Annotated in this window: 9 protein-coding genes and 2 pseudogenes; 9 read left to right on the forward strand and 2 right to left on the reverse strand. The window is 64.7% G+C overall.

The annotated features are described in order from the left end of the window. The first annotated feature begins 260 nt into the window (after window positions 1–260). From IPL75_00005 to IPL75_00020, 4 genes and pseudogenes are all read left to right on the forward strand, one after another. Window positions 261–731: a hypothetical protein gene (locus tag IPL75_00005; protein ID MBK9238657.1), complete on the forward strand. Its 471-nt coding sequence runs from the start codon at window positions 261–263 to the stop codon at window positions 729–731. A 353-nt stretch (window positions 732–1,084) separates the two neighbouring features. Continuing rightward, window positions 1,085–1,207 (forward strand): annotated as a pseudogene (locus tag IPL75_00010) (peptidylprolyl isomerase). After that, window positions 1,204–1,485, forward strand: a complete 282-nt coding sequence (locus tag IPL75_00015) for a peptidylprolyl isomerase (protein ID MBK9238658.1) — start codon at window positions 1,204–1,206, stop codon at window positions 1,483–1,485. The pseudogene IPL75_00010 and the gene IPL75_00015 overlap by 4 nt, the downstream one beginning before the upstream one ends. Before the next feature lie 198 nt (window positions 1,486–1,683). Then, on the forward strand, window positions 1,684–2,751 hold the full coding sequence (locus tag IPL75_00020) for a hypothetical protein (GenBank protein MBK9238659.1): 1,068 nt from the start codon (window positions 1,684–1,686) through the stop codon (window positions 2,749–2,751). Window positions 2,752–2,836: 85 nt separating this feature from the next. Here the strand turns inward: IPL75_00020 and IPL75_00025 are convergent, their stop codons facing one another. Next, entirely contained in the window at window positions 2,837–3,007 is a 171-nt protein-coding gene (locus tag IPL75_00025) for a hypothetical protein (protein ID MBK9238660.1), read from the reverse strand. A gap of 429 nt (window positions 3,008–3,436) precedes the next feature. Between IPL75_00025 and IPL75_00030 the strand changes: the two genes are divergently transcribed. Next, window positions 3,437–3,832 (forward strand): hypothetical protein, encoded by a 396-nt coding sequence (locus IPL75_00030; protein ID MBK9238661.1) that lies wholly within the window; start codon window positions 3,437–3,439, stop codon window positions 3,830–3,832. A gap of 64 nt (window positions 3,833–3,896) precedes the next feature. On the opposite strand, the pseudogene IPL75_00035 reads toward IPL75_00030, so the two are convergent. Continuing rightward, a pseudogene (locus tag IPL75_00035) lies at window positions 3,897–5,233 on the reverse strand (MHS family MFS transporter). Between the two features lie 124 nt (window positions 5,234–5,357). Here IPL75_00035 and IPL75_00040 point away from each other — a divergent pair. From IPL75_00040 to IPL75_00055, 4 genes are all read left to right on the forward strand, one after another. Next, a complete protein-coding gene (locus IPL75_00040; GenBank protein MBK9238662.1) occupies window positions 5,358–7,628 on the forward strand; it encodes a carbohydrate binding family 9 domain-containing protein in 2,271 nt (756 codons plus the stop codon). A 56-nt stretch (window positions 7,629–7,684) separates the two neighbouring features. Continuing rightward, a complete protein-coding gene (locus IPL75_00045; GenBank protein MBK9238663.1) occupies window positions 7,685–8,101 on the forward strand; it encodes a DUF2541 family protein in 417 nt (138 codons plus the stop codon). A gap of 86 nt (window positions 8,102–8,187) precedes the next feature. Then, complete coding sequence (locus IPL75_00050; protein ID MBK9238664.1) at window positions 8,188–10,863, forward strand: serine/threonine-protein kinase; 2,676 nt, start codon at window positions 8,188–8,190, stop codon at window positions 10,861–10,863. Between the two features lie 9 nt (window positions 10,864–10,872). Further along, window positions 10,873–12,732: an amidase gene (locus IPL75_00055; GenBank protein MBK9238665.1), complete on the forward strand. Its 1,860-nt coding sequence runs from the start codon at window positions 10,873–10,875 to the stop codon at window positions 12,730–12,732. Window positions 12,733–12,795 lie beyond the last annotated feature (63 nt).

Below are 12,795 nucleotides of genomic sequence, written 5' to 3' on the forward strand. Positions count from 1 at the left end.
AAAGTGAACGCCTGCTCGTGGGTGGATTGACTGATGCGAGCGCACCGGCGCGTGTGGGCGCTGCGCGGGGGGCCTGGAGTCATTTCCGGGTGAACGCACAGTCGCTCAAGCCCCGCGCCCGAGACGGTTGTCGCCCTGCGACAGGCCATACGCGACAACACCCACGCGCACCTGCGGGAGCCGGTGATGCTCACGTTGAACGTTGCCGGCGACAAGGATCCGCGACGTTTGCGCTGGCACTCGCCGATCCCAATCCTCAGGTGCGTCGGCTGGCCGTGCTCGGCTCCGGGCAGTGGGTGGACGACCCGTCCCCGATGGTGCGGTACGAGGCGATGCGCCTGGCCGGCACGTGCGACCACGCTCTGCGCGCGCTCGGCGATTCGAGTGAGCTTGTGGTGCTCGCGGCCATCGATTTTGCGGGCAGGAGCGCGTGCCCTGCAGCCGCGATCGACCCGCTGGTCAAAGGCGGCAAGACGTGGCGCATTCGCGCGCGTGCGCTGGTGTCTCTCGCGCGGCTCGCGCCCGAGTCAGCGCGCGTCTATCTGCCCGTGCTCGCGGCAGACCCGGTCTGGCAGGCCCGCACGTACGCCGCAAGCGCCGCGAAGTTGCTGAAAGACACTGCCACTCTGGCGACGCTGGCAAAAGACCCGCAGCCGAACGTGATGGCGTCGGCCATCACCACCGGCGCCGACGCGGTGCCAGAGCGCTCGCAAGCGATCACGCTGGCTTGACGCGGCAGCGCGCCTGCTGAAGGGCACACCGGAATTGCCGGCTGCCGTGCCGCAGATGCTGGCTACGCTCCAGCGCCTGACTCGCACGGGGCGGGCCACTGTGCGCGACCCGCGCGTCCAGTTGCTCGAGCGGCTCCGCGAGTCCGGTGATCCGTCGATCGTCGAACCCCTGCGCGGCCTGTTGGCCGACCGCGACCCGGTGGTGGCCACGCTCGCAGCCGACATCATTTCGAAGGCCACCGGAAGTGTTGTGGTGGCAACGACGAAATCGTACGTCGGGGATCCGCTCCCATCCGAACAGACCCTGCGCGACCTGCGCGGGGCCACGGCGCGCGTGACGATGGCCGGATTGGGGCACGTTTACCTTCGACCTGCTCACCGAGGAAGCACCGGTGACCGTCGCGGCGCTTGCGGCGCTCGTCGAGCGTGGCCAGTTTAATGGCCTGACCTTTCATCGGTTCGCGCCAACTTCGTGATTCAGGGCGGCAGTCCGGGCGCTGACGAAATGGACGGCGCCACCAGCCAGTTCCTGCGCGATGAAGTGGGGATGCCCAGTCACCTCCGGGGCACGCTTGGCATCTCAACCCGCGGTCATGACACCGGTGACGGCCAGATCTTCGTGAACCTCATCGATAACTTCCGGCTCGACCACCAGTACACCGTCTTTGCCCGTGTGACCGCAGGCATGGATGTGGTGGACCGTGTGCTCGAAGGCGACGTGATCACGTCGATCACGATTACGCGCCGGCGATAGCCGCCCCCGCGATACAATCGCGCCCATGTCCACCCGCAAAGTCCCGGCAGACATTGGCCGAACTCATGCGGCTGATGTACCACGCCGCCATCGGCTTGACTGCCCGCTCCACGGTCCCTGGATGGTGACCGAGGTACGAGAACGAAGCCGGAAACAGTTGACGGGGCGCGTGGCGCAAGATCGCAGACAATAGCGCTCATGCAGCGTATCCCCCTCATTGTCCTGGTGTGCCTGGTCGTGGCCTCGCTTTCCGCCCAGGAGACCGCGAAGGCGCCCGTTGGTTTTTCACGATCGTCCGCCGACGCGCTGGCAACATACGAGCGCATCGTGCTGGACACCCCATCACCTGCAAATGCGAAAAAGTGGCTTGAGGCGCTGACTGAAGTGCCGCACGTGGCCGGCACACCCACTGAGAAGAAGGTGGCCGACTACGTCCGCGATCGCATGGTCGAGTTCGGGCTTGCGGTCGAGATGGTGAAATACGACGTCTTTCTCAACCATCCCAAACTCGTGTCGTTGACGATGACGTCGCCCTCGCGGCAGGAGCTGTCGCTGATGGAAGACACGTATCCGCAGGACACCGCCGCCAGCTACCGGGGTCAGTTCCCCGCATTCCATGGGTACGGCGCCTCGGGTGTGGCAAGCGGGCAGGTGATCTACGTCAACTACGGCGCGCCAGGCGACCACGAGCGGCTCAAGGCGATGGGGCTCTCGGTGGAAGGGAAGATCGCGCTCGTGCGATATGGCGGCGCCTTCCGCGGCCTCAAGGTGAAGGAAGCCGAGGAGCGCGGGGCTGTCGGCGTCATCATCTACCCGATCCGGCCGACGACGGCACATGCGCGGCGATGTGTATCCGGATGGACCCATGCGTCCGGCCTCGGCGATTCAGCGCGGTTCGGTGCAATACCTGTCGATTCAGCCCGGCGACCCCTCCACTCCCGGCGGCGTGCCGTCCATCGACGGCGCTGCGCGCATCACACGCGACCAGATGAAGAACGTGCCGACGATCCCGTCCCTGCCGATTTCGCATCGCGAGGCAGAGAAGCTGCTGCGGCAACTGGGCGGACCGCGGGTGCCCGACGGCTGGCAGGGCGGGTTGCCGTTTTCGTATCACGTGGGGCCAGGCGGAGCAGCGGTCGAGATGAAGGTGGAGATGGACGAGGGGTTGAAGCCCATCTACAACGTCATGGCCACCATTCCCGGCACCACCGATCAGGTCCTGGTCGTCGGCAACCATCGCGATGCGTGGACGCCTGGCGCGATTGATCCCAATTCGGGCACGGCCGCTATGCTCGAGGTGGCGCGGTCGTTCGGCGTGGCCTGAGAGCCGGGTGGAAGCCGAAGCGCACGATCATTCTTGGATCCCGGACGCGGAAGAATACGGGCTGGTGGGATCCACCGAATGGGTGGAAGCCAACGCCGCGATGTTGTCGCAGAAGGCGGTGGCGTACTTGAATCTCGACTCGGCCGTGTCGGGACCCGACTTCAGCGCCTCGGGCGTGCCCTCACTTCGTGATGTCATGCGCGAAGTGGCGCGGCTGGTGCCGGACCCGCGCAAGGGCGGCAGCGTCGGCGCCCTCTGGGAGGGCCGTGCCAAAGCGGCCTGGGCGCAGAGCGCGCCGGTCACCCTCGGCGGACCCGATCGCGAGTTTGACCAGCAACTCGGCCGGCCCGGATCAGGCTCCGACACACCGCGTTCCTCGACTTCCTTGGTGTGCCCGCCACCGACATGGGCTTCAGCGGCAGCTCGGGCGTACCATTCGGTCTTTGACAACTTCCGCTGGATGTCGCTGTTTGGTGATCCGGACTTTGTCTACCACAAGGCCGCCGCCCAGTTGATGGGGTTGCTGACGATGCGAATCGCGTCGGCCGATGTAGCGCCGCTGCGCTTCTCGGGCTACGCGCGCGCTTCGCGAAGACCTGGACGAAATTCGGACCGACGTCACCAAACGTGCGCGCATCGCTGTGGGTGCTCCATTCCTCCCCGGACTTCGCATCGATCGTCACGGCACTGGCCGACCTGGAAAAAGCGGGCGTGGCCGCCGACGCCGCTGCGGATCGCGTGGCCGCGTCTGGAGATGCCGCTGCGGCCGCACGCATCAGCGACGCGCTGATCCAGGTGGAACGCGCGTTCCTGCATCCGCAGGGACTTCCGGGACGGCCGTGGTTTAAACACCAGCTGATCGGTCCCGGCCTGACCACCGGCTACGCCCCTTGGCCGTACCCCGCCTTGCGCGAGGCTGTCGAGAAGAAGGACATGACCATGTTCGGCGCGGAGGCGAAGCGAGTAGTGGCCGCCATTGCCGCGGGCACAGCCAGGTTGAGGCAGGCTGCCAGCATTCGGTGAAAGCGGAGCCCAGTCCACTTCGTCCCAGATTTTGTGCTGGTGAGTTTCCTTCCAGAAGGAATGACCCGACGACGAACGTAATCGCCGCCACGCCGATGGGGTAGTAGAGTCCGGCGTAGATGTTGCCAGTGCGCGCGACGATCGAGAGCCCGATGAGCGGGAGCAGGCCGCCGAAGACGCCGTTGCCGATGTGGTACGGCAGCGAGCGCGGTGTAGCGAATGCGCGCCGGGAAGGCTTCCACCAGGTACGCCGCGATCGGCCCGTAGACCATCGTGACCAGAACCAGCTGAATGAAAACCAGCCCGATGAGTTTCCATGTGGCCGGCGTTGACGCGAGTTCAGCCAGGGTGCGGTAGGTCAGCACCTCGGGTGCCGGCGTCAGTGCGCCGTTGACCATCGACTGCGGCGTCAGGCTGACGGCGCCGGTCACGGCGTTGCGCTGCGAGATGACGGTGACCACGTTCGAGCCGGCCGCCTGTTGCATCGACTGGTAGATGGGAATGTACGAGACGGCGGCGAGCAGGCACCCGGCCATCATCAGTCGCTTGCGGCCGAAGCGATCCCGAAAGGCTGCCCATGACGATGAACAGCGGCATGCCCAACAGGAGCGCGGCAGCGACGATGTAATTGGCCGAGGTGGCATGCACTTTCAGGATGGCCTGCAGGTAGAACAGCGCGTAGAACTGGCCCGTGTACCAAATCACGCCCTGGCCTGCCGTGGCGCCGAACAGCGAAATCAGCACGCGTTTGAGGTTGACCCACTCGGTGAAGGCCTCTTTGAGTGGCCGCGCCGACGTCATGCCCGTGCTCTTGATGTGTTCGAAGATCGGCGACTCCTTCATGCGCAGGCGGATGTAGAGCGAGATGCCGACCAGGAAGATGGAAATCAGGAACGGGATGCGCCAGCCCCAGGCGCGGAAGGCCTCTGGGCCCAGCGCGTTTTGCACAACGAGGATGACGACCAGGGAGAGAAACAGCCCGAGCGTGGCGGTGATCTGGATGAAGCTCGTGTAGAAGCCGCGTTTGCCGTCGGGCACATGCTCAGCGACATAGACTGCGGCGCCGCCGTATTCGCCGCCGAGCGCCAGGCCCTGCAGGACGCGAATCACCAGAAGGGCGATGGGCGCGGCCATGCCGATCGTTTCGTACGTGGGAAGTACGCCCACGACCGCCGTCGCGCCACCCATGATGATCAGTGTCACAAGGAACGCGTACTTCCGGCCCACCCGGTCGCCGATGCGGCCGAAGACCAGTGCGCCGAACGGGCGTACGACAAACCCGACCGCGAACGTCGAGAGGTACGCAATCAGCGCAAACGTGTCGTTGCCCTGCGGGTAAAAGAGCGGAGAGATGATGGCGGCGAGGCTGCCGAAGATATAGAAGTCGTACCACTCGATCATGGTGCCGACAGACGACGCGGCGATGACGTTCCAGAGACGCGGGTGGCGGTGGTGACGATGGGGCACGGGCGAGAGCGCACCCCAGATGGGGGCCGCCGACCTGATACTATTCGCGCCAACACCCGTGACCCGTCGCCGCTCCCTGGTAACTCTCTGGCCGCTTGTCCTGGTGGCCGCCCTTGTGTTCGCGCCGCATGCCCTCGCGCAGGCTCCCGCAACCGCCCCGCAGGCTCCGGTCACAACGCCGGCCCGTCCGATCATTGCCGACATCACGAAGATCGACCCCGAAGTATTCGAGGCCATGGCCGCGAGGCTTCCGGCCGGCCGCGCGCCGCGGGTAGATGGGAAGCTGGACGACGCCGAGTGGCAGCTTGCGCCGGTGCAGGGCCGGTTCATCCAGCGTGAGCCGGCATTCGGGTTCGAATCCACTGAGCGCACGGAGTTCCGGATCCTCTACGACGACAAGACGTTGTACTTCGGCATCTGGGCGTTTGACTCCGATCCCAAGGGCATCATCGCCAGCGAAATGAAGCGGGACGCCGGTCTGCGCAAGGGCGATCAAATCAAGATTACGCTCGACACCTTTCACGACCATCGCAACGCGTTTTACTTCTCGACCAATCCTCTGGGCGCGCTCAAGGACGCTCACTCGGTGGAGGAGGGCCGCACGATTAATTACGACTGGAACGCGGTGTGGGAGAACAGGACCACCATTGACGACCGCGGCTGGTATGTGGAGATCGCGATTCCGCTCAGCCAGTTACGGTTCAACGGCGGTCCCGGCGACACCGTGTGGGGACTGAACCTCTGCCGCATCATCATGCGGAAGAACGAAGAAACCTATTGGGTGCCGTTCCCGCGTGAGTGGCAGGCGATGGGGTTTGCCCGCATGTCCGGCGCCGGAGTCCTGAAGGGACTGCGCGATGTCACACCCAGGCGTCGCGTGGAGTTCGTGCCGTTTGTTTCTCCCCACATGGTCCGCGACTACGACGCGGGCACGCCGACACGCACGACGACCGACGTGGGGTTCGATTTCAAAATCGGTTTGTCGCAGAGCTTCAACGCCGACCTCACCTACAAGACGGATTTCGCGCATGTGGAGGCCGATCAGGAAGTGGTCAACCTGTCGCGCTTCAGTCTGTTCTTTCCCGAGAAGCGCCAGTTTTTCACTGAGGGCGCGGGCACCTTCGACTACAGCCAGAACGCAGGCGCCAACGCGGGCCCGGGCCTGCTGACGCTGTTTTACAGCCGCCGTGTGGGCCTGCAGGACGGGCGCGAGGTACCGATCCTGGCCGGGGGGCGCATCACCGGCCGGACCGGCCACACCACGATCGGGGCGATGAACGTGGAGACTGATGCCTCCGCAGGTGTGCCCCGCGCCAACTACTCAGTGCTGCGCGTGAAGCGCGATGTGTTCGCCAAGTCGTCGATCGGTGGCATCGTGTTGAATCGTTCGGGTGGTGGGCGCCCGGGCAACCAGGCCGTGGGGCTCGACGGCGTATTCACCATCGGCGCCAGGCTCGACGTCATCGTGGCCGGCGCCAAGACCTTCACGCCCGATGTACGAGGCAACGACTGGGCCGGCGCGGCCCGCATTCGCTGGACGCACGATGTGTTCGATGGCGGGTTGACCTACCTCGACGTTGGCGAGCGCTTCAACGCGGAGATGGGGTTCATCCCACGCACCGACATTCGCACGATCGGTGCGCAGGCCGCATGGACGCCTCGCCCGGATTGGCCCGGCGTGCGTCAACTGCGCTTCAACGTGAACTCCTCGTATGTGGAGAATCATGCGGGGCGCAGGGAATCGCAGGCCAGCGGATACGACGCCATCCTGACCGCCCAGGACAGCAGCACTGTGCGCGTGGGCTTTGAGACACAGTACGACTTCCTGCCGTTTGACTGGTCCACAGCCGGGGGACAAATTCCCAGCGCGGGATATACCTGGCGGACCTGGAGAGCGTCCTACGGCTCGAACCAGGCCCGGCGCGTGTACGGTTCGGTCAGCGCCGATACGGGCGGGTATTACAGCGGCGACAAGCAGACATGGCGCGCTGAGCTCAGTATGGTGCCCAGGGACACGCTGCTGCTGGAGAACGTCTACACACGCAACCGCATCGTGTTGCCCGAGACTGGCCCGTTTGTCACGAATGTGTTGAGCACGCGCGTCAGCTATTCGTTCTCGCCCGATCTCTTTGTGAAGACGTTTGTGCAGGTCAACGACGCCACGCGTACAGCCAGCCTGAACGTGCTGTTCTGGTATATCTACCGCCCCGGCAGCGACTTCTACATCGTCTATAACCAGGGATTTGAGACTGACGTGGCGGGACCCAGGAATTTGCGGACGCGCGGACGGTCGCTTGCGGTCAAAGCCACATATTGGTTGTCGCGTTGAAGCGGTTTTAACCTGGCCGGGGGCGGACCGGTCGAAGACATCAGGGAGACTTACTTATGTTGCGACGAGGATTGATTCTTGCGGTGTTGGCGGTGGTGGCGGTGATGGCGAGTTCAGCGTGCGCGGTGGCGGCGCAGCCTGGCCGGGGCAATTGGGTATCCCTGGGCCAGCGAAACGTGACCGACCGCGTGGACCACGACACGGTGGTGGTGACCGGGTCACGGGGCACGTTCACGGCGGTCAAGTTCACAGTGCAGCGCCGGGCCGTGGACTTTCATCGCGTGGTGATTCACTTTGCCAACGGCGCAGACCAAAACGTCGAACTGCGCAACACCATTCGCGCCGGTGGCGAATCACGCGTGATCGACATTGACGGCGCCGATCGGGTGATCCGGTCGATCGACTTCTGGTACGACACGGCCTCGATCGGCCGCGGCCAGCGGGCGACCGTCCGCGTCCTCGGGCGGCACTAGACCGATCTCGCAAGCCAGGAGCGCGGTGCTGGCGCGGGAAGAATCCGTTGTGCCGGCAGAACAGGTTAGAATCCCGGCACACGCTGATGTCTTTGACCGCGGGCTCACGCCTTGGCCCCTACGAAATCGTGGCGCCCCTGGGGGTCGGAGGCATGGGTGAGGTGTATCGCGCGCGCGATACACGGCTGAACCGCGACGTGGCCATCAAGGTGCTGCCGGATCTGTTTGCCCCCGATGTCGAACGGGTGACCCGGTTTACGCGCGAGGCCCAGACGCTGGCCGCGCTGAACCATCCAAACATCGCGCAGATCTACGGACTTGAGTCGCAGGCCCTGGTCATGGAACTGGTGGAGGGCGATGATCTGTCGCACCACATCTCGCAGGGTGCTCTTCCGCTGAGCCAGGCGCTCGCCATCGCCCGCCAGATCATCGACGCCCTGGAGGCTGCCCACGACGCCGGCATCGTTCATCGTGATTTGAAGCCGGCCAACATCAAAGTGCGCCACGATGGCACGGTGAAGGTGCTCGACTTTGGTCTGGCCCGAACCCTGGACTCTGGACCTGGGACCCAGGACCCATCCAACTCGCCCACCCTGACCGCCCGCGCCACCCAGATGGGCATGATCATCGGGACCGCCGCCTACATGAGTCCCGAGCAGGCGCGTGGCAGAGCCGTGGATAAACGCACGGACGTGTGGGCGTTTGGGTGCGTGCTCTACGAAATGCTGGCGGGCAAGAAGGCATTTGATGGAGAAGACGCCACCGAGATTATTTCCTCGGTGGTCAAGACGGAACCCGACTGGAGCGCGCTGCCGGCCACCGTACCGCCACACATCCGCACCATCATCACTCGATGCCTCGACAAGGATCGCAAGGCGCGCATTCCCGATCTCTCTGTGGTGCGCTACATGCTCGATGGCACCATGCCAACGACGGTCCTTGCGCCGCAATCGGCTGGGCCTGCGCGAAGCGCCAGCACAGCCTGGTACGCGGCCACCGCCTTATTCGCGATCACGACGATGGTGATGGGTGTGGCGTGGTATCGCGCGGGTGCGACAGCACCGACCGACGGCAAATTTGTCGTCGTACCGCCTGATGGAACCATCTTCACGGTCGGGAACTACGTTGGAGCGACTGCGCCGGTCATTTCGCCGGATGGTAAGACTCTGGCATTCACCGCACAGGACCCCGTGGGCAAACGGATGTTGTACGTGCGCCCCATTGACTCCTTGGTGGCGCAGGCACTGCAGGGGACCGAGGGCGCTGCGTTTCCGTTCTGGTCGCCCGACAGCGCTTTCATCGGGTATTCGATCACCGGGAAACTGCTCAAGGTATCGGCCACTGGCGGGCCGCCTCAGACGCTGTGTTCGCTCAATCCTGGAATCTTGAGTCGGGGAGGCACCTGGAGCCGTGACGGCGTGGTCGTGTTCAACAACGGTCCCGCGCCCCTCTACCGCACGTCCTCAGCCGGAGGGACCGAGGCGGTCGTGATGGGAGCCCTTGAGGACGAAACCGGCAGAGAGTTTCCATCGTTCCTTCCTGACGGCCGCCGCTTTATCTTTCACGCGGCGGGCGGAAAGAAGGACGGGCTGATCGTGGGGTCCATCGATTCGGCCGAGACAACGTGGCTGACTTCATCAGAGAGCGGCGCGGTCTTTGACGAAACAAGCGGTCGGCTGCTGTTTGTTCGACAGGGTATCTTGCTTTCCCAGGCCTTTGATCCGCGCACACTTGCGCTCAGCGGCGATCCCGTGACCGTTGCGGAGAATGTGGAAACGGCGGCGGTTCCGGGCGTCGTCACATTCTCCATTTCGGCGAACGGTGTGCTGGCCTACGGCATTGGACAGGCGGTCAGCACCGGTCTGCGTATGACATGGATGAACCGGCAGGGCAAGGTGCTGGGCACGATCGGCCCACTCGCACCCTATCGCGGACTGAGCCTCTCGCCGAACGGACTGCACGTGGCCGCACATCGGCACGAAGGTGACGGCGGGGACATTTGGGTGACCGACGTGGCGCGGGACTCGACCACGAGATTCACATTGGATCCGACACAGGAGAACTCGTCGCCGGTCTGGTCGCCCAAGGGCGACCGCGTCGCGTTTCAGTCCGTGCGGCAAGGGAAGCCCGGCGTGTACGTCAAGGCGGCCAATGGGGGCGACGACGTACGGCTGTTCGAGGCCACAACGAGCCGCTTCGTGGTGCCGCTCTCCTTCTGGCCCGATGGTCAAACCCTCTTGTTCGGCTTGTCGGAGGCCGCCACAAACCGGGACATGTGGACGGTGTCGCTCGGCGGCGAGCATACGGCGGCGCCGCGAGTGCAAACCGCCCTTGTTGAACTGAGCGGACAGGTCTCGCCCGATGGCCGATGGCTGGCGTACCAGTCGGACGAGACCGGCGCGCAGGAAATCTACATCCAGCCGGCGACTGCGGCGCCTGGAAAGTGGAAGGTGTCCACCGGCGGCGGGCAGGCGCCGCGGTGGCGCGGCGACAGCCTGGAGTTGTTCTATTGGGGGGCCGGGCAGCTGTTTGCCGTTGACATTGGCGTCACGGGCGACACGGTCGTCCCCGGCGTGCCGAAAACATTGTTTGAGTATCGCGGAGTACCGAACGTGTCGCACGGCAGTTACTTCACGTCCTACGACGTGACCAGCGACGGCGAGCGGTTCCTGGTGTCGCGACGAGAGTCCGAGGGCCAGGCCGATGGCTCCTCGGCTCCCATCGTCATTGTGCTCAACTGGCGGAACCGAATCGGAAAGTAGGGAGGCACTGTGTCCGTAACAAGCGAGACCCGTCGTCGTTTCATCACGCACTTTGCCGGTGCTGGACTCGGCGCCACTCTGGCCCCAGGCATCATCTGGGCGAAGATGCAGGAGCAGGGCGCATCCCGAATCACCCTTGAGATGGTGACCGGCGCGCTGAAGCTGGCCGGCATCGAAAGCACCGAGGCCGAACGCCAGGCCATGGTCAACGGCGCAAACACGAGCCTGACGCGATACGAGGCGAATCGCCAGATCGACATTCCCAACGATGTCTCGCCGCCGTATCACTTCAGCTCCCTTGTGCCCGGCATTGAGGTGGATAAGGTGGCGCGGCCCTTCCGTCTCAGCGCGCCACCGCCGCTGCGGCGGCCGGCCAACCTTGAGGACGTGGCCTTCTGGCCGCTCCGGCACCTCGCCGAACTCGTGCGCACGAAGAAGGTCACCTCACTTGAATTGACCGAGATGTATCTCGGCCGTCTGCACCGCTACAACGGCACGCTCAACAACGTCGTGACGTTCCTTGACGATGTGGCGCGGGCGCAAGCGAAGCAGGCCGACACCGAAATTGCTGCGGGCAAGTACAAGGGCCCGCTCCACGGCATTCCCTGGGGCGCGAAAGACATCATCTCCGTGAAGGGTTACAAGACCACGTGGGGCACGGCGCCGCTCAAAGACCAGGTGCTTGACTACGACGCGAGCGTGGTGGAGATGTTGCGCGATGCGGGGGCCGTGCTGATCGCCAAACTCACCACCGGCGAACTGGCGTCGGGCGACAACTGGTTTGGCGGACAAACAAAGAGTCCTTGGGATCCGGCAGTCGGCTCCAGCGGATCCTCAGCCGGCCCATCGTCGGCCACCGCAGCCGGGTGTGTCGCGTTTGCGATTGGCTCCGAGACCAGCGGGTCCATTCTGAGCCCTTCGGCGCGGTGCGGCCTTGCGGGGTTGCGACCGACGTTTGGGCGCATCAGTCGACATGGCGTCATGGCGTTGTCGTGGACGATGGATCGGCTGGGGCCGATCTGCCGCCACGCCGAAGACTGCGCCATTGTCATGCAGGCGATCGCGAAGCCGGATGGTCGCGACATGAGCGTGTCGGATGCGCCGTTCAACTGGGACGCGCGACTGGATATCAAGAAGCTGCGTGTGGGCTACATCAAGGAGTCGTTCGATACGTTGACCAACGCCGCAGCGAAACAGAATGCGGAAAAAGTGCTCGATACGCTGCGCACGCTCGGAGTCACGACGTTTGTACCCATGACCATTCCCATGGCCAACACACAGGGGTCAACCATCGGTGTGGAGTCGGCCGCGTACTTCGACCGCATGACTCGCACCGGCAAGATGACCGGCTCGCGCGGCGGCGGCCGCGCCAACGCGTGGCTGACTCCGGCCGTGGAGTTCCTTCAGCAGCAGCGCATCCGCATGATGATGATGATGGAACTTGAGCAGGCCACGCGCGGACTCGACGTGTATGTGGTGGCGTCCAACAACACCGGAGGCACACCCACGCCGGCTGGCCGCGGTCGCGGCGCTGGAGACCCGGTGGATCCCGCAGCTGCGGCGGCTGCGGCGGGCGGAAGGGCCGGCGGTCGTGGTGGGGATCCCGCGGCGGCAGGTCGTGGTGGGCGCGGTGCAGGTGGTGGGGGCGGCGCAGCTGGCCCGCAAAATCCTGCCGCCCGCCACTCAACCATGGCGAACCTCGCGTGTTACCCCGCGATCAACATCCCCAACGGATTCGCGGAGAATGGCCAGCCGACGAACGTGACATTCTTCGCGCGGCCGTTCGGAGAAGAGCCACTACTCGCCTTGGCTGCTGCCTATCAAGGGGCGAGCGGATTCTACAAGCAGAAGCCCACCAAGTTGGGATAGTCCAGGGTCCAGGGTCCAGAGTCCAGAGTTCGTTGTGCCTGCGCCGTTCGGCGCAGGGGCTTA

The organism is Acidobacteriota bacterium, from assembly GCA_016716905.1.
GTDB lineage: Bacteria > Acidobacteriota > Vicinamibacteria > Vicinamibacterales > SCN-69-37 > SYFT01.